We start from the raw sequence: 19,351 nt of genomic DNA, 5'->3' as shown, positions 1-19,351 counted from the left end.
ACCGATGACGATCGACAAGGACGCGGCCGCGACGCCGATGATGGCGCAGTACATCGAGATCAAGGCGGCCAATCCCGATTGCCTGCTGTTCTACAGGATGGGCGATTTCTACGAGATGTTCTTCGACGACGCGGTCGAAGCCTCGCGCGCCCTCGGGATAGCGCTGACCAGGCGCGGCAAGCATCTGGGTGCCGACATTCCGATGGCCGGTGTGCCGGTGGTTTCGTCCGACGAATATCTGCAGCGCCTGATCGGCCTCGGCTACCGCGTCGCCGTCTGCGAGCAGATCGAGGATCCGGCGGAAGCCCGCAAGCGCGGCGGCAAATCGGTTGTGCGGCGCGACGTCGTCCGGCTGGTGACGCCCGGCACGATCACCGAGGAAGCGCTGCTCGACCCAGGCCGGCCGAACTTCCTGATGGCGCTGGCCCGTCTCGGCGGCAGCGGCGAGAATGCCACCTACGCGCTCGCCTGGACCGACCTGTCGACCGGCACGTTCCGGCTCGCCGAATCGGGCCGGGCGCAGCTCGAGGCGGACATCGCGGCGATCGAGCCCTCCGAGATCGTCGTCGCCGAGCCGGTGTTCCACGAGCCGGCGCTGCAGCCGATCTTTCGGCGCTACGGCCGCCGGATCCAGCCGGAACCGCAGACGCTGTTCGACGGCACCACCGCCGAGGAGCGGGTCTGCCGCTTCTTCGGTGTCGCCACGCTGGAAGGTTTCGGCGGCTTTTCCCGCACCGAGCTGTCGGCGGCGGCAGCGCTGATCGCCTATCTCGGCAAGACCCAGATGGCGGCGCGGCCGGGACTGCAGCGGCCGGAGCGGATCGTCGCCGGCTCGCTGATGCAGATCGACCCGGCGACGCGGGCATCGCTCGAATTAACCCGCACGACTGCCGGCAAGCGCCAGGGCAGCCTCCTCTCGGCCATCGATCGCACCCGCACGGGGGCAGGGGCGCGGCTGTTCGCCGGCCGGCTCGCCGCGCCCCTGACCGATCCGGCGGCGATCCGGGAACGGCACGCCTCGGTCGGCTGGTTCGTCGACGCGGCGCCGCTCCGCCAGAATTTGCGCGAGGCGCTTTCCGGCCTGCCGGACATCGAGCGGGCGCTGTCGCGCCTGTCGCTCGGACGGGGCGGGCCGCGCGACCTCGCCGCCATCCGCGACGGGCTGGTGGCGGCCCTGGCGATCGGCGCAATGTTTGGCGACGATCTGCCTTCGGAACTGGCGATGCGACGGAATGCCCTCGCCGCAATGCCCGGCGATCTTCTCGCCGAGTTGTCGCGGCTGCTCGCCGACAGCGTGCCGCTGCTCCGGCGCGACGGCGGCTTCGTGCGGGAGGGGGCGTTGCCGGCGCTCGACGAAGCGCGCACGCTGCGCGAGGACGTCCGCCGCGTCGTCGCCGAGCTGCAGGGCCGCTACGCCGCCGAGACCGGCATCCGCAATCTGCGGATCAAGCACAACAACGTGCTTGGCTATTTCATCGAGGTGGGTGACGAAAAGGGACGGGCGCTGGTCGGCGTCGGCGACTTCGTCCATCGCCAGACCATGGCATCGGCCATGCGGTTCTCGACCAGCGAACTCGCCGAACTCGAGAGCCGCATCGCCGGTGCGGCGGCCGAAGCGCTGCGGCTCGAGCTCGAATGCTTCGATCGCCTTGCTGGGCAGGTCGAGGCCGCCGCCGAGGCGCTGCGGCAGGGCGCGGCGGCACTGGCGGTGCTCGACGTCTCCGCCGCGCTCGCCGAACTCGCCGTCGCCGACGACTGGGTGGCGCCGGTGGTCGACGACAGTCTCGCCTTCGCCGTCGACTGTGGCCGCCACCCGGTGGTCGAGGCGGCGCTGAAGGCCGGCAGCGGCCATCCCTTCGTCGCCAACGACTGCGACCTTTCGCCGCCGTCCGATGGTGGGCCGGGGGCGATCTGGCTGATCACCGGGCCGAACATGGGCGGCAAGTCGACCTTCCTGCGCCAGAACGCTCTGATCGCGGTGCTGGCGCAGGTCGGCTCCTACGTTCCGGCGACCAAGGCGCATATCGGCGTCGTCGACCGGCTGTTCTCCCGGGTCGGCGCCTCCGACGATCTCGCCGAGGGGCGCTCGACCTTCATGGTCGAGATGGTCGAGACCGCGGCGATCCTCAACCAGGCGGGGGAGCGGGCCCTGGTCATCCTCGACGAGATCGGCCGGGGCACCGCGACCTATGACGGCCTGTCAATCGCCTTCGCCGCCGTCGAACACCTGCACGAGGTCAATCGCTGCCGCGCGCTCTTCGCCACGCATTTCCACGAGATGACGGCGCTCGCCGCCCGCCTTGCCCGCATGCGCAATGCGACGATGCGGGTGAAGGAGTGGGAGGGCGACGTGGTCTTCCTGCACGAGGTCAAGCCCGGCGTCGCCGACCGCTCCTACGGCATCCAGGTCGCCAAGCTTGCGGGTCTGCCGCCATCGGTCGTGGAGCGGGCACGGCACGTGCTGGAAGAACTGGAAAAAGGTGAGCAGGCCGGCCGCCGCACGGCGCTGGTGGACGATCTGCCGTTGTTCTCCGCGGTCGCCCGGCGCGCCCCTGCGTCGGTTGCGTCCCTGCCGGCACCGATGACCGAGGCACTCGCCGCGCTCGATCCCGATGCGCTGTCGCCGCGCGAGGCGCTGGACGCGCTTTATCGTTTGAAGGGACTGGCTGGCCAACAATGACGCGGAGCAAAGCTGCCGTCTCATGGGAACCATCCAGCAATTGATGCATTCATTTCCTCAACGGGGCGCGATCCATGCAGATTTGTGGATCAGGATGAAGCCTCTCACGGTGGAACCCAGTTGTGGTTGCATCGTTTCTATTCCCGATCACGGTGTTTGACACCAGTTGCTGGGAGTACACGATATTTCGTGTGGCCAGCGCTAGATGAAAGGTTTTTACGAAATGAAGAAGACCGCTCTTATCTCTGCCATGCTGATTGGCGCTTCGTCTTTCGCGCTTCCGGCTTTCGCCCAGTCCGGCACGCCGGCTGTTCCGGGTTCGGAGACCGTCATCGAAGAGGACAACGCCGCCGAGCGTGACGCAGTCGCTGCCGAGCCAGGCACGTCTGTCGCTCCGTCTGCCGCTTCGCCCGAGTCGGACACGATCGTTCCGGGCAATGACGCCGAGCGCGAGCTGAACCGCGCTGCCGAGCGCGAGGGCGTTGCCGAGGGCACCGACGCCGAGACGACCAGCGGCACGATGGCCGAGCCGGCAACGGGCGGCGCGATCGTGCCGGGTTCCGGCGCGACCTTTACGCCCGGCCAGGAGCCGACGACGCAGGAAGGCGAGGCTCTGCAGGACGAGTCCTCGACCGAAGCTGCTGAGTAAGCTTTGAGCGATAAGCCGGCGTCCCAGAACGCCGGGAGTTGTGAAGGGTCGTCCCATGCGGGCGGCCCTTTTTGCGTTTCCGGCAGTTGCGGGTCCTTGGGCCAAGGCCATCGCTGACCTGTGGTGTCGCGCCTGGCCGGCAAGTCGTTTATAGGCTGCCCAGGCGGGCCAGTCCGCATCCCGGCGAATACGCATCCAGGAACGTGAATGTCGTTGATCGAAGCGAGGTCCCTTCCCGCAAAGCGCCAGATCCCGGCGGATGTCGAGGAAATCGATCTCGTCGGCATTCTGGATATCGAGACGTTGCGCGGCGGCCTTGCTGCGATCGCTGCCGGTGACGGCGCGAACGGCGCGTCCCCTGCGGCTCGCCTGAAGATCCTCGCGCTCCTGAAGCAGATCATCGCGGACGCCCGTACAGCGATCGAGGAAGCCCTCTTCGAGGACGGCAGCGGCCTGCTCTGCGCCCGCAAGCTGGCCTCGGTGCAGGACGTGGTGGTGCGCGAGATCCACGACTACGCCATCCGGCACGTGTTCCAGACAGCCAATCTCAGCGTCGGCGAGCGCATGGCGGTGGTGGCGGTCGGCGGCTATGGCCGCGGCACGCTGGCACCGGGCTCGGACATCGATCTGTTGTTCGTGCTGCCCTACAAGCAGTCCGCGCTTGGCGAGCAGGTCGCCGAATATCTGCTCTACATGCTGTGGGATCTCGGCTTCAAGGTCGGCCACGCGTCCCGCACGGTGGACGAGTGCATCAAGCTGGCGCGTGCCGATTTCACCATCCGCACCTCGATCCTGGAGCGCTGGCTCGTCGCCGGCGACGTCGAGCTGTTCGCCGAACTCGGCCGCCGCTTCGACGCGGAGGTCGTTGCCGGCACCAGCGAGGAGTTCATCGCCGCCAAGCTCGCCGAGCGCGAGGCGCGGCACGCCAAGAGTGGCAACACCCGCTATCTGGTCGAGCCGAACGTCAAGGAGGGCAAGGGCGGCCTGCGCGACCTGCACACGCTGTTCTGGATCGCCAAGTATCATTACCGGGTCTCCACGGCCGAGGCGCTGGTCGAGGCGGGCGTGTTCTCGCGGCGCGAATGGCGCCTGTTCGTCAAGGCGGAAGACTTCCTCTGGGCGGTGCGCTGCCACATGCATTTCGCCACAGGTAAGGCGGAAGAGCGGCTCGCCTTCGACCTGCAGCCGGAGATCGCCAAGCGGCTCGGCTACAACAGCCATCCCGGCTTGAAGGACGTCGAGCGCTTCATGAAGCACTACTTCCTGATCGCCAAGGATGTCGGCGATCTGACGCGCATCTTCTGCGCGGCGCTGGAAGAGGAGCACGCCAAGGCCGCGCCCGGCCTGAAGGGCTTCGTGCGCAGCCTGCGCGGCCGCGCCCGCAAAATCCCGGGCACGCTCGATTTCCACATCGACAACAACCGCATCAACGTCACCGGGCCCAACGTCTTCCGCGACGATCCGGTCAATCTCATCCGCATCTTCCGCCTCGCGGCGATGCACCAGCTCGAATACCACCCGGACGCGCTGAAGCTGATCCGCCGCTCGCTGCGGCTGGTGGACGCGGCGCTGCGCGAGAACCACGACGCCAACAGCCTGTTCCTCGACGTCCTGACCGACCGCTTCGACCCGGCGCTGCATCTGCGGCGGATGAACGAGGCCGGCGTGCTCGGCCGCTTCATCCCCGATTTCGGCAGGATCGTCGCGATGATGCAGTTCAACATGTACCACCACTACACGGTGGACGAGCACCTGCTGCGCACGATCGATACGCTGTCGCTGATCGAGCACGGGCATCTCGCCGACGAGCTGCCGCTGGCCTCCGGCTTCGTCAACGCGCTGAAGGACCGCACGCCGCTCTATGTGGCGCTGCTCCTGCACGACATCGCCAAGGGCCGGCCGGCGGATCATTCGATCGCCGGCGCGAAGATCGCCCGGGAGCTCTGCCCGCGGCTCGGCCTCGACGAAAGGGAGACCGAACTCGTCGCCTGGCTCGTCGAGGACCATCTGGTCATGTCGATGACGGCGCAGCAGCGCGACCTCAGCGACCGCAAGACGATCCTCGATTTTGCCGAGAAGGTCCGCACGCTCGACCGGCTGAAGCTTCTGACCGTGCTGACCGTCTGCGACATAAGGGCGGTCGGTCCGGGCGTCTGGAACGGCTGGAAGGGCCAGCTCCTGCGAACCCTCTATCTCGAGACCGAGCCGACGTTGACCGGCGGCTTCACCCAGTCGTCGCGGCGCGAGCGCCTCGTCCGGGCGCGGCTGCGCCTGGCCGATCGGCTGTCCGCCTGGCCCGATGCCGAACGCGACGCCTATCTCGATCTGCATTACCCGAACTATTTCCTCACCACCCCGCTCGAGGAGCAGCTGCGCCACGCCGAGTTTCTCCGCGAGGCGTCCGACGGGCGGCCGCTCTCGACCAGCATCCGCACCGATCGCTTCCACGGCATCACCGAGATCATGGTGCTGGCGCCCGACCACCCGCGCCTCCTGTCGCTGCTCGCCGGAGCCTGCGCCGGCGCAGGCGCGAACATCGCCGACGCGCAGATCTTCACGATGTCGGACGGGCGCGCCCTCGACGTCATGATGCTGAACCGCGAATTCGAGTCCGACGACGACGAGATTCGCCGGGCAGAGCGGATCTGCGACAATATCGAGCGGCTGCTGCAGGGGCGCGACGTGCCCGCCAACCTGCTCGCCCACCGCAAGCCCTCGCGCGGCGCGCGGCTGTTCAACCTGTCGCCGCGGATCCGGCTCGACAACGATCTGTCGAACCAGTTTACCGTCATCGAGGTCGAGGGGCTGGATCGGCCGGGCCTGTTGTCCGACATCACCGGGGCGATTTCCGACCTCAATCTCGACATCCGCTCGGCCCACATCTCCACTTATGGCGAGAAGGTCGTCGACGTCTTCTACGTGACCGATCTGATCGGCACCAAGATCACGTCGGACTCGCGGGCCGAGCGGATCGAGGCGCGGCTGAAGGCGGTGTTCGACAATCCCGAGGGCGAAGTGTCCTCGCTGGTCGCCATGTCCTCGCCGCGGGCCTTCGGCATTACCGCTCGATGAGCCTCCTTTCCAAGTTTGCGACCGTCGGCGGGGCGACCCTGGTCTCCCGGATCTTCGGCTTCGGCCGCGAGATGATGATGGCCTCGGCGCTGGGCGTCGGGCCGGTGGCCGACGCCTTCAACCTCGCCTTCCGCTTTCCCAACCTGTTCCGCCGGCTGTTTGCCGAAGGGGCCTTCAACGCAGCCTTCATTCCGCTTTTCGCCCGGTCGCTGGAGGAAGAAGGCGATGCGGGCGCCAGACGCTTTGCCAGCGAGGTCTTTTCGACCCTCCTCGCCACGCTGGTGACGCTGACCATCGTCGCGCTGATCTTCATGCCGTTTCTCGTTTCGACGATCATCGCGCCGGGCCTCAGCGCCTGCATCGACGACCCGGCGGCCGGCGGCGATATGCTCTCCTGCGCCGCCCGCTACGACCTGACGGTGACGCTGTCGCGCATCATGTTCCCCTATCTGGCTTGCATGTCGATGGTGGCGATGGTCAGCGGCATCCTCAACAGCTTCCGGCGATTCTTCGCCGCGGCCGCCGCGCCGACGCTGCTGAATTTCATCCTGATCGGGGTCCTGGCCTGGTGCCTCTACGCGGGCGTCGACAAGGCGACGACCGGTTTTCTGATGAGTTGGGGCGTCGTGGTTTCCGGCTTCGCGCAGCTGGCGATGGTCGTCATCGCCATGCGCATGGCCGGCTTCAGCATCGCCTTTGGCCGGCCGCGCTGGACCAAGGGGCTGAAGCGGTTGCTGGTCCTCGCCGGTCCCGCGGCGCTGATCGGCGGTATCACCCAGATCAACCTGTTCGTCGGCCAGGCGGTCGCCTCGTTCAAGCCGGGGGCGGTATCGATCCTGCAATATGCCGACCGGCCGTACCAGCTGCCGCTCGGCATGGTCGGCGTTGCCATCGGCGTCGTGCTCTTGCCGGAGCTGGCCCGCGCCCTCAAGGCGGGGCATCTGCGCGAGGCCCAGCACACCCAGAACCGGAGCCTCGAATTCGCGCTGTTCCTGACGCTGCCTGCCGCCGTCGCCCTGTTCATCATCCCCGAGCCGATCATCCGGGTCATCTACGAACGCGGCGCTTTCGAACCCTCGGCGACGGCAGCCGTCGCCGCGGTTCTCGGCATCTTCGCCCTTGGCCTGCCGGCCTTCGTCATGATCAAGGTGTTTTCGCCCGGCTATTTCGCCCGCGAGGACACCCGCACGCCAATGTATGTCACGTTGTTCTCCGCCGGCATCAACATCGTCCTGTCGATCGTCCTGTTCGGGATCCTCGCCGAGCGCGGCATCGCGATGGCGACCACCATCGCCGGCTGGCTGAATGCCGGCCTCTTGTTTGCCGGGCTCTATCGCAAGGGCCTCTGGGAGGTCGACCGGCAGCTCGTCAGGCGTTCGGCCCTGACGCTCCTGTGCTCGCTGGTGATGGGCGCCGCGCTGGTCGGCGCCATGCTGGAGCTGGACGACTGGCTCCGGCCGGGGAGCCCGCTGGCCACCCAGATCCTGGCGATCGGCATCCTCGTCGCTTCGGCCATGGCGATCTATTTCGGCCTGGCGCTCGCCACCGGCGCGGCCGATCGCCGGCTGCTCTTCGCGGTAGTGAAGCGACGCCGGCCGACGCCTCCCGCCACGGGCCCCGATGAAGGCAGCGCTTGATCGATGCCGGCCCCTCGGCCATAACCCGCCGCGATTTCACCTGATCTCCCGACCCCGGAGCCGCGACCCATGAGCGCCATTTCTCCCCGCGTCTTTTCCGGCGTCCAGCCGACGGGCAATCTGCATCTCGGCAATTATCTGGGCGCGATCCGCAAGTTCGTCGCCCTGCAGGAGAGCCATGACTGCCTCTATTGCGTCGTCGATCTCCACGCGATCACCGCGCAGCTCGTCCATGACGACCTCCCGGGCCAGATCCGCTCGATCACCGCGGCCTTCCTCGCCGCCGGCATCGATCCGGCGCGCCACATCGTCTTCAACCAGAGCCGCGTCTCCGGCCATGCCGAACTTGCCTGGATCTTCAACTGCGTCGCGCGCATCGGCTGGATGAACCGCATGACCCAGTTCAAGGAAAAGGCCGGCAAGGATCGCGAGAACGCCTCGCTCGGCCTGCTCGCCTATCCGAGCCTGATGGCCGCCGACATCCTGCTCTACCGCGCCACGCAGGTGCCGGTCGGCGACGACCAGAAGCAGCATCTGGAGCTGACCCGCGACATCGCCGCGAAGTTCAACAACGACTTCTCGCAGAAGATCGCCGCAGCCGGGCTCGGCGTGCCGATGGCGATGGGCGACGAGACCGTCAACGGCTATTTCCCGATCACCGAGCCGCTGATCGACGGGCCGGCGACCCGGGTGATGAGCCTCAAGGACGGCGCCAAGAAGATGTCGAAATCCGATCCCTCGGACCTGTCGCGCATCAACCTGACCGACGACGCCGAGGCGATCGCCCGCAAGATCCGCAAGGCCAAGACCGACCCGGACGCGCTGCCGTCCGAGCTGGAGGGGCTCGCCGGCCGGCCGGAGGCCGACAATCTCGTCGGCATCTACGCGGCGCTTGCCGAGCGGCCGAAGGCCGACATCCTCGCCGAGTTCGGCGGCCGCCAGTTCTCCGAGTTCAAGCCGGCGCTGGTCGACCTCGCGGTCGAGACGCTCGGGCCGGTGACGTCGGAAATGCGCCGGCTGATGGCCGATCCCGGCCATATCGACGCCGTGCTCAAGGACGGCGGCGAGCGCGCCGGCGCCATCGCCGAACGGACCATGAAGGACGTCAAGCAGATCATCGGCCTGCTCGACGACTGAGGGGCTGGCTGCCTCCGCCTCCGTACGCCCGATGCGGCAAAGTATGTGGGCGGGCGGCACCGCCGCTTGTCGCCGGGCATCGCCGCTGCCATCTTGCCGGCATGGTATCAAGACGAATTGGCCGGGATGCCGGCGGCAAGCGCAAGTTCCTTGCGATCATCGACGGCACGCCCGAATGCGGGCGCGCCGCCTCCTATGCGGCGCACCGCGCCAAGGCGAGCGGCGGCGGCGCCGTCCTGCTCTTCGTGATCGAGCCCGGTGATTTCCAGCATTGGTTGGGCGTCGAGAAGATCATGCGGGCCGAAGCCGCCGAGGAAGCCGGCACCAAGCTCGCCAAGGTCGCGGACGAATTGCGCGAGAAGGTCGGGATCGAACCGGAGACGGTCGTGCGCGAAGGCAAGATCGTCGAGGAGATCCACGCATTGATCGAAGCGGACCGCGAGATCGCCATCCTCGTTCTGGCTTCCGGCGATGCGTCCGAGGGGCCGGGGCCGCTGGTGTCCTCGGTCGCCGGCAAGGGCGCCGCCTTCCCGATCCCGGTGACGATCGTGCCGGCGACGCTGACAGACGAGGATATCGCCAGCCTCTGTTGATGGCGCCCCGCGCACCTTATGTTGCGATCAACGGCGCTGCGCTGTACACTTTAGAATAATTCCAATGAATTCGGCGGCACCGGTCGCACGAGAGGCAAGCAATGTTCATCCAGACGGAAGTCACTCCGAACCCCGCGACGTTGAAGTTCCTGCCGGGCCGGGTTGTGGTCGAAACCGGCACCGAGGAATTTCTGACGGCGGCAGACGCCGCCGGCCGCTCGCCGCTGGCCGCCCGGCTGATGGCGGTGCCGGGCGTGACCGGCGTGTTCTTCGGCTACGACTTCGTCACCGTGACGAAGGACGAGCCGGACTGGCAGTACCTGAAGCCGGCGATCCTGGCCGGGCTGATGGAGCATTTCCTCTCCAACGATCCGGTCATGCTGGCCGAAGGCGAAGGCACCGCGGCGCCGGATGGCGACGAGTTCTTCGAGGAGCGTGACGCCGGTACCGTCGCGACCATCAAGGAATTGCTCGAGACGCGTGTGCGCCCGGCCGTCGCCCAGGATGGCGGCGACATCACCTTCCGCGGCTACCGCGACGGCACCGTCTATCTCAACATGCGCGGCGCCTGCGCCGGCTGCCCGTCGTCGACCGCGACGCTGAAGCACGGCATCCAGAACCTGCTGCGCCATTTCGTGCCGGAAGTCGAAGCGGTGGAAGCCGTCGCCGCCGCCTGATCCGGAGGGTCCGGTCGTGATGCCTCCTGCCAGCCGGGCGATGGTGCGACCGGCGACCGGATCGCCGAACCGGGCGTGATGCAAATGCTTCTTGTCATCGACACGGCCTTCGAGCGCTGTTCGGCGGCCGTCTGTGACGGTGCGACCGACTGGGTTGTCGCGTCTGCCGAGCCGGAAATCGGCAAGGGCCATGCCGAGCAGCTGATGGCGGTGATTGCCGACGTGCTGGGCGAGGCAGGCATCGCCTATGCCGACCTTACCCGGATCGGCGTCACCGTCGGCCCCGGCTCCTTCACCGGGATCCGGGTCGGCGTTGCGGCGGCGCGGGGCCTGGCACTGGCGCTCAATATTCCGGCCGTCGGCATCGACACGCTGGCGGCCCTGGCGGCGCCCGAGCTGGGCCAGGGTCGGGCAATCCTCGCGACGCTCGACGCCAAGCGCGGCGAAATCTATGCCGCGCTCTACGGCCCTGACGGCGACGTCCTGGAAGCACCCCGCGCGCTGGCGCCGGCGGACCTGCCGCAGATGCTGGCCCATCTCGATGCGGGCACGCCGCTCGGGCTCGTAGGCACTGGCTCGGCGATCGCCCTGGCCGCCTTGTCCGGCCGCGACGCGGCCGTGCTCGGCGCCGATTCGCGCATCGACATGCGTGCGCTCGGAATACTGGCGGCGCGTGCTCTCGAAGCCCCGCCGCGGCCGCTGTATCTGCGTGGCGCCGACGCCAAGCCGGCGAGCACCACGGGCACGATCAGCTTTCGCGACCCGGCCTCTCCTCAAGCCATGCCCTGATGGGCTAGTCTCGCCGCAAGCCGCCACGACGCGGCAAACCCGGAACGGGCAAAGGGAGGAGCTTCGATGTACTGGTATCTGCCCTGGGCCTGGACGACCTCGTTTCTCGACGCATTGGTCCGCACCGCTCCCGTCGTCGCCGCGCCGCTGACAGATGACGACCTCGACACCGCCGCAGAGTTGCACAGCGAGGCTTTCGATCATCCCTGGTCGGGCGACGAACTCGCCTCGCTGCTTGGCCAGGACGGCTCCTTCGGCTTCGTCGCCCGCCGAGTTGGGCAATCCGGCGAGCCGCCGCTCGGCTTCGTCCTGGCCCGCGACACCAAGGGCGAGGCCGAGATCCTCACCATCGCCGTCGCGCCGCGTGCCCGCCGCCATGGCGTGGGGCGCCTCTTGATGGACCACGTGCTGCAGCATCTTCACGCCGAGCGCGCCGATTCGCTGTTTCTGGAAGTCGACGAGGAGAACGCCGCCGCGCGCCGGCTTTACGAGCGCCTGCGCTTCGTCGAGGCCGGGCGCCGGCCGGCCTATTACCGCCAGCCGGACGGCCGGCGCACCAGCGCGCTGATCCTCAAGCGCTCGCTGCGATAGGCCGTGCAGGAACAATCCCGATCATGACGGCGCAGAAGGCCGGCAGCGCATGATCGCCTGGTTGCGCGTCGGGTTCGTCGCCGTCGTGCTGACGACCATGACGCTTCTCCTCTGGCCGTTGCAGAGCCTTGCCATGGCGAGGAGTTGGGACCTCGCGCGGCGCCTGCCGCATCTGTGGCACGTCGTCGCCTGCGCCGTCACCGGGCTCAGGGTGACGGTGGTCGGCCAGCCGAGTCCCGACCATCCGCTGTTGATCGCGGCCAACCACCAGTCCTGGGCCGACATCATGGTGCTCGGCCGGGTCATGCCGCTGTCCTTCATCGCCAAGGCCGAGGTCAGGGACTGGCCGGCCTTCGGCCTCCTCGCGCGGCTGCAGCGGACGGTCTTCGTCGAGCGCGGCGACCGCCGGCGGACCGCCGTCCAGGCCGACGCCATCGCCGAACGGCTGAACCAGGGCGACGTCATGGTGCTGTTCGCCGAAGGCACCACTTCGGACGGCAACGAGGTGCTGCCGTTCAAGACCGCTTTGTTCGGCGCGGCGCAGGCAGCGCTCCGCAATGCCCGGACCCATGCCGTGCGCGTCCAGCCGGTCTCGATCGCCTATACGAGTGCCCATGGCGTGCCGCTCGGGCGGTTCTTCCGGCCTTTGGCCGCCTGGCCGGGGGACGTGCCGCTCGGCCCGCACCTCCTCGCCTTCCTGCGCGAAGGCGCCATCGAGGCGGAAGTGACCTTCGGCGAGCCGCTGCTCTTCGATGCCGCGTCCGACCGCAAGCGCATCGCCCGGACGGCCGAGGAGCGGGTGCGACGGATGCTGGTGGCGAGCCTTCGCGGCCACAGATGCCCGAGGAATCTCGGCGCGGGCGAAAACGAAACGGCTCTGCGTCTTGCGCATGGTGGCGATGCTGGCGATATAGATATCTAACCAGTTCCGTCGGCACGGCCGATGGCGACGGTCCGATCAGAAGGGCGCATGACCGAAACAACCGAAGCACCCGTCCCGGTGGGCGCCAGCGCCAATACCCGCAAAGTCTTCATCAAGACCTACGGCTGCCAGATGAACGTCTACGACTCGCAGCGCATGGGCGATGCGCTGGCGAAGGACGGCTACGAGCCGACCGAGACGATCGAGGACGCCGACCTCGTCCTGCTCAACACCTGCCACATCCGCGAACGCGCTGCCGAGAAGGTTTATTCCGAGCTCGGCCGCATCCGGCTCATCAAGGCCGAGCGCCACAGCCAGGGCCGCGAGTTCCGCGTCGGCGTCACCGGCTGCGTCGCCCAGGCCGAGGGCCGCGAGATCATCGCCCGCGCCCCCGTCGTCGATCTCGTCGTCGGCCCGCAGACCTATCACCGCCTGCCCGAGGCGCTCGCCCGGGTGGCGCGCGGCGACAAGGTGGTCGACACCGACTACGCCGTCGAGGACAAGTTCGACCATCTGCCGAACACCAGCGACCGGCAGATCCGCGCCCGCGGCGTCACCGCCTTCCTCACCGTGCAGGAAGGCTGCGACAAGTTCTGCACCTTCTGCGTCGTGCCCTATACGCGCGGCTCGGAGGTCTCGCGGCCGTTCGCGGGGATCGTCGAGGAGGCGCGCCGCCTGGCCGATTCCGGCGTCCGCGAGGTGACCTTGCTGGGCCAGAACGTCAACGCCTGGGCGGGCGAGGATGCGGCCGGCCGGCCGGTCGGCCTCGCCGGCCTGTTGCGGGCTCTCGCCGAGATCCCCGGCATCGCGCGCCTGCGCTACACCACCTCGCATCCGCGCGACATGGACGCGGAGCTGATCCGCGCCCATGCCGATCTCGAAAGCCTGATGCCGTATCTGCATCTGCCGGTGCAGTCGGGCTCCGACCGGATCCTCAAGGCGATGAACCGCCGCCATACCGCGGACGACTACCTGCGGCTCGTCGAGACGATCCGCGCCGCCCGGCCCGACATCGCCATGTCCGGCGATTTCATCGTCGGCTTCCCCGGCGAGACCGAGGAGGATTTCGACGCCACGATGCGGCTCGTCGTCGAGATCGGCTACGCCTCGGCCTTCTCGTTCAAATATTCGCCGCGTCCTGGCACCCCTGGCGCCGACATGGACGACCATGTCGACGAGGCGGTGAAGTCGGAGCGGCTGCAGCGTCTGCAGGCCCTCCTGCGCGTCCAGCAGGACCGCTTCGCCGCGAGCCTCGTCGGACAGACCATCCCGGTGCTGGTCGAAAAGCCGGGCCGCTACGCCCATCAGCTCGTCGGCCGCTCGCCCTTCCTGCAGCCGGTGGTGCTGCCGGCCGGAGCCGGGGCGATCGGCGAGATTGTCGACGTGACCATCGAATCCACCCTGCCGAACTCGCTGATGGCGACGGGCGCCGGGATCGAAGCCGGAAGGAAGGTCGCTTGAAGTCAGAACGTGGCACGCTGCCGGTATCCGGCGCCTCCGACATGGCGCATATCGTGCTGACCTACGAGGACAACCGCCTCGCCAGCTCGCTGTTCGGCCAGTTCGACGAGCATCTGGCGCTGCTCGAGCAGAAGCTCGGCGTCGATGCGCGGGCGCGTGGCAACAAGGTCGAGATCCGCGGCACGCAGGCGGCCAGCGAGCAGGCGCGCCGGGCGCTCGACCATCTCTACGAGCGCCTGCAGCGCGGCAGCGAGATCGGCCAGAAGGACGTCGACGGCGCCGTCCGCATGGCGATCGCCCAGGACGACCAGCTGATCCTGCCGACGCTGGAGAAGAAGGGCCGGATGTCGCTGGCCCAGATCTCCACCCGCCGCCGCACCATCCACGCGCGCACGCCCACCCAGGACGCCTACATGCGGGCGATGGACCGCGCCGAGCTGGTGCTGGGCGTCGGCCCCGCCGGTACCGGCAAGACCTATCTCGCCGTCGCCCATGCCGCGATGCTGCTGGAGCGCGGCCAGGTCGACCGGATCATCCTGTCGCGCCCGGCGGTGGAGGCGGGCGAACGCCTCGGCTTCCTGCCCGGCGACATGAAGGAGAAGGTCGACCCGTATCTGCGGCCGCTCTACGATGCGCTCTACGACATGATCCCGGCGGAGAAGGTCGAGCGGGCGCTGGCCGCCGGCGCCATCGAGATCGCGCCGCTCGCCTTCATGCGCGGCCGCACGCTCGCCAACGCCGCGGTGATCCTCGACGAGGCGCAGAACACCACCGCGATGCAGATGAAGATGTTCCTCACCCGTCTCGGCGAGAACGCCCGGATGGTCGTGACCGGCGATCCCTCGCAGATCGACCTGCCGCCCGGCCAGAAGTCGGGCCTGGTCGAGGCATTGCGGGTGCTGGTCGGGGTGCCGAACGTCGTCACCGTGCGCTTCGAGGCCAAGGACGTGGTGCGCCATCCGCTGGTGCAGGCCATCGTCGAGGCCTATGAGGAGGATGCGACGCGCCACCGCGCGCCGACCATCCCGCTGGACAGTTAAGTGCCCGGCGACCGACAACCGCGCTCATATGACGGACTGACCGTTGCCCTCGCCGTCGAGACGTTGGCCTGGGACGAGGCCGGCCTCGGCGACATCGCGTCGCGCGCACAGGCGGTCTTTGCCGCTGCCGCGCGCCGGATCGATCTGCCTGACGACATCGTGAGCGAGATCGGCCTGACGCTGGCCGACGACGCGACGGTCCGGGAAGCCAACGCCGAATGGCGGGGCAAGGACAAGCCGACCAACATCCTGTCCTTCCCGATGGCGGGGCCGGGCGCTACGCCCGGGCCGCTGCTCGGCGATCTCATCCTCGCCTACGAGACCGTCGCCAGAGAGGCGGCGCTGGAAGACAAGCCCTTCGATGCCCACTTCCGACATCTTCTGGTGCATGGATTCCTGCATCTTGTCGGATACGACCATGTCGACGAGAGCGAGGCGGAGGCCATGGAACGGCTTGAAGTCGAAATCCTTGCTGAGATGGGGATCGCCGATCCCTATGCCGAAGGCACTGAAACGCCGGCCATGACGCCGGTCGAACCATGAGCGAGACAATGACCATCGAAGCGCACGTGCCTGACCGGGACCGTGGCGATACACAGGTCGGCGATGCGGCCGAAGACCGCAACGCCGGCGACGACCGAAGTCGGCGCGCCGGGACGCCGGGCCAGCCCGGCGTCTGGGCGGGCCTGCTGCGACGGATGCGGCCACGCATGCCCCGCGTCATGCGCGAGGATCTGACCGAGGCGCTGATGCACCAGGGCTCCGGCGAGGACGCCTTCAGCCCTGCCGAACGCGCGATGCTCAACAACATCCTGCGGCTGCGCGAGGTGCGCGTCGAGGACGTCATGGTCCCGCGGGCCGACATCGAGGCGGCCGAGATCACGACCACTCTCGGAGAGTTGATGCGGCAGTTCGAGGCGAGCGGCCATTCGCGCATGCCGGTCTATGGCGAAAGCCTCGACGATCCGCGCGGCATGATCCACATCCGCGACGTCGTCGCCCACATCACGCGGGTGGCCCGTCCCGCCAAGCCTGACGGCACCGCTGCTGCCGGCAACGGCGCGCGCAAGCCGAAATCCGGGCTCGATCTGCGCCAGATCAACCTTGCCAGGAAGATCGAGGACCTCGGCATCATCCGCAAGGTGCTGTTCGTGCCGCCCTCGATGCTCGCCTCGGACCTGATGGCGCGGATGCAGGCGACGCGGACGCAGATGGCGCTGGTCATCGACGAATATGGCGGCACCGACGGCCTCGTCTCCCTGGAAGACGTCATCGAGATGGTCGTCGGCAATATCGAGGACGAGCACGACGACGACGCGCCGATGATCACGGCGAGCGGTGACGGCATCTGGGTGGCCGATGCCAGGGCCGATCTCGACGAGGTGAAGGCGCTGGTCGGCGAGGATTTCGACATCAGCGAGTACGAGGAGGAGGCCGACACGATCGGCGGCCTCCTGTTCTCCGAGCTCGGCCGGGTGCCGACGCGCGGCGAGGTGATCCAGGCCGTGCCGGGATTCGAGTTCCAGGTGCTGGACGCCGATCCGCGCCGCGTCCGGCGGGTGCGGATCGTGCGCTTCCGCCAGGGCGACAAGCGCCGCCGCGTCGTCGAGGGCCTGGCGAACGCGCCGTAAGCCCGGGGCACGGCCACCGCGCATCGGCGCGGCGGTCGGGACCGCCGGAACGGCATCAGTCTCGCGAAAGCGAGGATCGTTATTGGGCGGGACCGGCATCGTGCTTGGGGTCGTCGACCTCCGGGGGCAAATTGAGCGCCATTACCCGCCGCGGCGGTATCTTCAGCGAGGGCCGCCTTCTCGATCGTCTTGCCAGCCGCGTCCTTCTCGTCGCGGGCTGGCGGCGCGCGCTGCTGACCTTTGGCGCCGGCGCGCTTGCGACGCTGGCGCTGCCGCCTTTCAACTTCCCAGCAGTCGGCTTCATCTCCTTTCCGCTGCTGGTCTGGCTGATCGACGGCGCGGCCTTCGACCCGAGCCGCTCGCTGCCGCGCCGGCTGTTGCCGGTCTTCGCCACGGGCTGGCTCTTCGGCTTCGGCTATTTCGTCGCCGACCTGTGGTGGCTGGGCGCGGCCATGCTGGTGGATGCCGCAGAGTTCGCGGTCTTCATCCCGCTCGCCGTGCTCGGACTGCCGGCGATCCTGGCGATCTATTACGGCGTCGCCGCCGCCTTGGCGCGGCTGCTGTGGAGCGACAGCGCCTACCGCGTCTTTGCGCTAGCCGCCGCCTTCGGCCTCGTCGAATATCTGCGCGCCTTCCTCTTCACCGGCTTTCCCTGGAACGAGATCGGCGTCATGGCGGCGCCGGTGCCGCTGCTGATGCAGACCGCCAGCCTCGTCGGCGTCCACGGGCTGACGCTGCTGGCGGTCATCGTTTTCTCCGCGCCGGCGGTGCTCGTCGACCGGCGCGGCCGCATGGCGACGCTGGCGGTGGCCGCCGTGCTGCTCGTCCTGCATGTCGGCTTCGGCGCCTGGCAGCTCGCGACGCATCCGACGGAATTCGTCGACGGCGTGAATGTCCGCGTCGTCCAGCCGAACATCCAGCAGACACAGAAATGGCAGGACAGCTACGCCGAGACGATCTTCGAGCGCCACATCAGGCTGACCGAGACGCGGGCCGATCCCGCGGCGATCACCGGGGCGAGCGCGTCCGCCGCCGCAGCCGAAAGCGCCGTCACGGATGCGCCGGCGACACGGACGCTGGTGATCTGGCCGGAATCGGCGTTCCCCTTCCTCCTGACCGAACGACCCGATGCGATCGCCCGCATCGCCGACACGCTGCTGCCGGGCGAGACGCTGATCGCCGGCGCGGCGCGGCTGGAGGGCGACATCGAGGACGTCAGCTCGCGCGTCTACAACTCGGTCTATGTCATCGACGACAATGGCGAGATCATCGACGCTCGCGACAAGGTGCATCTGGTGCCGTTCGGCGAATATCTGCCGTTCCAGACCTTCTTCGAAGGCCTCGGCGTGTCGCAGCTGGCGGACATGCCGGGCGGGTTCTCGCCGGGCGCGGTGCGCAGCCGGGTGCCGCTCGACGGCGCCCCGAGCTTCCTGCCGCTGATCTGCTACGAGATCATCTTTCCGGGCGAGATCGACGCCGGCTCGCCGGAGACCCGGCCCGGCTTCCTGGTCAACGACACCAACGACGCTTGGTACGGGGCGACGCCGGGCCCCTACCAGCATCTGCGGCTGGCGGAGCTGACCGCCGTCGCTCTCGGCCTGCCGCTGGTGCGCAGCGCCAATACCGGCATCTCGGTCGTCAACGACTCCAATGGCCGGCAGATCGGCGGTCTGGCCTTGGGATCGACCGGAACCGTCGAGGTGGCACTTCCCGAGGCCGGCGCTCCGACGGCCTACGCATCCTTCGGCAGCGCACCCTTCTGGCTCTCCTGGATCGCGGCCCTGGCTGCCGGGTTGCTTTCCCGGTTCACGATGCGCGCAAAGGTTGATTGACAGCTTGGATGCGCACCCCTTAGGCCGGAATTCGAAATTGATTTAAGACAATTTTGGGCCCGCCTGCGGCGCTTGCCATGCGCCGCGGCAGCGGGGTCGGTCGGGGCAGACATGAAGGCGCTTCCAATGCTGGAGAACAAGAAGAAGCCGAACCCGGTCGACACGCATGTCGGATCACGGGTTCGCCTGCGCCGGACGATGCTCGGCATGAGCCAAGAAAAGCTCGGCGAAAGCCTCGGCATCACCTTCCAGCAGATCCAGAAATACGAGAAGGGATCGAACCGGATCGGGGCCAGCCGGCTGCAGCGCATGTCGGAAGTCCTGAGCGTGCCCGTGGCCTTCTTCTTCGAGGACGCGCCGGGCGGCATCGACGGCACGGACGGCTTCGCCGAACCCTCGGGGCCCGATTACGTCGTCGATTTCCTGTCCTCGACCGAAGGCCTGCAGCTCAATCGCGCCTTCGTCCGCATTGCCGACCCCAAGGTCCGCCGCCGCGTGATCGATCTGGTGCGCACGCTCGCCGATACGACCGTGGTCGCCGACAAGGTCTGACTTCCCGGCACCTCTTCGCCGGCCCTTGACCTGATCGGGCTGGCACGGCAATGCGGGCCGCGACGGCGCTTTCCGGTGAAGGCGCCGA

16 protein-coding genes are annotated in these 19,351 nt (G+C 68.1%); all 16 read left to right on the top strand.

The features are described 5' to 3' along the window. Positions 1-4: 4 nt before the first annotated feature. The 16 genes from mutS to GTW51_RS06725 all read left to right on the top strand — a co-directional run bounded on the left by mutS (position 5) and on the right by GTW51_RS06725 (position 19,263). The gene (gene mutS / locus GTW51_RS06800) at positions 5-2,680 is read left to right on the top strand and encodes a DNA mismatch repair protein MutS (protein ID WP_246232724.1); all 2,676 of its coding nucleotides are present in this window, start codon (positions 5-7) and stop codon (positions 2,678-2,680) included. A gap of 223 nt (positions 2,681-2,903) precedes the next feature. Next, positions 2,904-3,329, top strand: a complete 426-nt coding sequence (locus GTW51_RS06795) for a hypothetical protein (RefSeq protein WP_163043145.1) — start codon at positions 2,904-2,906, stop codon at positions 3,327-3,329. Between the two features lie 207 nt (positions 3,330-3,536). Then, positions 3,537-6,401 (top strand): [protein-PII] uridylyltransferase, encoded by a 2,865-nt coding sequence (locus GTW51_RS06790; RefSeq protein WP_163043144.1) that lies wholly within the window; start codon positions 3,537-3,539, stop codon positions 6,399-6,401. Further along, entirely contained in the window at positions 6,398-8,038 is a 1,641-nt protein-coding gene (gene murJ / locus GTW51_RS06785) for a murein biosynthesis integral membrane protein MurJ (protein WP_163043143.1), read from the top strand. The genes GTW51_RS06790 and murJ overlap by 4 nt, the downstream gene beginning before the upstream one ends. A gap of 69 nt (positions 8,039-8,107) precedes the next feature. Further along, positions 8,108-9,175, top strand: a complete 1,068-nt coding sequence (trpS, locus tag GTW51_RS06780; protein WP_163043142.1) for a tryptophan--tRNA ligase — start codon at positions 8,108-8,110, stop codon at positions 9,173-9,175. A gap of 101 nt (positions 9,176-9,276) precedes the next feature. Further along, the gene (locus GTW51_RS06775) at positions 9,277-9,768 is read left to right on the top strand and encodes a universal stress protein (RefSeq protein WP_163043141.1); all 492 of its coding nucleotides are present in this window, start codon (positions 9,277-9,279) and stop codon (positions 9,766-9,768) included. 101 nt (positions 9,769-9,869) lie between these two features. After that, positions 9,870-10,445: a NifU family protein gene (locus GTW51_RS06770; RefSeq protein ID WP_163043140.1), complete on the top strand. Its 576-nt coding sequence runs from the start codon at positions 9,870-9,872 to the stop codon at positions 10,443-10,445. Positions 10,446-10,523: 78 nt separating this feature from the next. After that, entirely contained in the window at positions 10,524-11,234 is a 711-nt protein-coding gene (gene tsaB, locus GTW51_RS06765; RefSeq protein WP_163043139.1) for a tRNA (adenosine(37)-N6)-threonylcarbamoyltransferase complex dimerization subunit type 1 TsaB, read from the top strand. 66 nt (positions 11,235-11,300) lie between these two features. Further along, on the top strand, positions 11,301-11,825 hold the full coding sequence (locus GTW51_RS06760; RefSeq protein ID WP_163043138.1) for a GNAT family N-acetyltransferase: 525 nt from the start codon (positions 11,301-11,303) through the stop codon (positions 11,823-11,825). A gap of 49 nt (positions 11,826-11,874) precedes the next feature. Continuing rightward, complete coding sequence (olsA, locus tag GTW51_RS06755) at positions 11,875-12,747, top strand: lyso-ornithine lipid O-acyltransferase (RefSeq protein ID WP_163043137.1); 873 nt, start codon at positions 11,875-11,877, stop codon at positions 12,745-12,747. Positions 12,748-12,795: 48 nt separating this feature from the next. Further along, positions 12,796-14,208, top strand: coding sequence for a tRNA (N6-isopentenyl adenosine(37)-C2)-methylthiotransferase MiaB (gene miaB, locus GTW51_RS06750; RefSeq protein WP_163043136.1), 1,413 nt, complete (start codon positions 12,796-12,798; stop codon positions 14,206-14,208). A gap of 41 nt (positions 14,209-14,249) precedes the next feature. Then, the gene (locus tag GTW51_RS06745) at positions 14,250-15,248 is read left to right on the top strand and encodes a PhoH family protein (protein WP_163043343.1); all 999 of its coding nucleotides are present in this window, start codon (positions 14,250-14,252) and stop codon (positions 15,246-15,248) included. Continuing rightward, positions 15,249-15,791: an rRNA maturation RNase YbeY gene (ybeY, locus tag GTW51_RS06740; protein ID WP_343033937.1), complete on the top strand. Its 543-nt coding sequence runs from the start codon at positions 15,249-15,251 to the stop codon at positions 15,789-15,791. Between the two features lie 155 nt (positions 15,792-15,946). Next, positions 15,947-16,879, top strand: coding sequence for a hemolysin family protein (locus GTW51_RS06735; protein ID WP_163043341.1), 933 nt, complete (start codon positions 15,947-15,949; stop codon positions 16,877-16,879). A gap of 131 nt (positions 16,880-17,010) precedes the next feature. Beyond that, positions 17,011-18,711, top strand: a complete 1,701-nt coding sequence (gene lnt / locus GTW51_RS06730; protein ID WP_246232721.1) for an apolipoprotein N-acyltransferase — start codon at positions 17,011-17,013, stop codon at positions 18,709-18,711. Positions 18,712-18,837: 126 nt separating this feature from the next. Further along, entirely contained in the window at positions 18,838-19,263 is a 426-nt protein-coding gene (locus tag GTW51_RS06725) for a helix-turn-helix domain-containing protein (protein WP_163043340.1), read from the top strand. Positions 19,264-19,351 lie beyond the last annotated feature (88 nt).

The sequence above is a fragment of the Aurantimonas aggregata genome (genome assembly GCF_010500835.1).
Taxonomy (GTDB): Bacteria; Pseudomonadota; Alphaproteobacteria; order Rhizobiales; family Rhizobiaceae; genus Aurantimonas; species Aurantimonas aggregata.
Note: the sequence above shows the minus strand (reverse complement) of the source record. Positions and strands in the feature narration are given on the sequence as shown.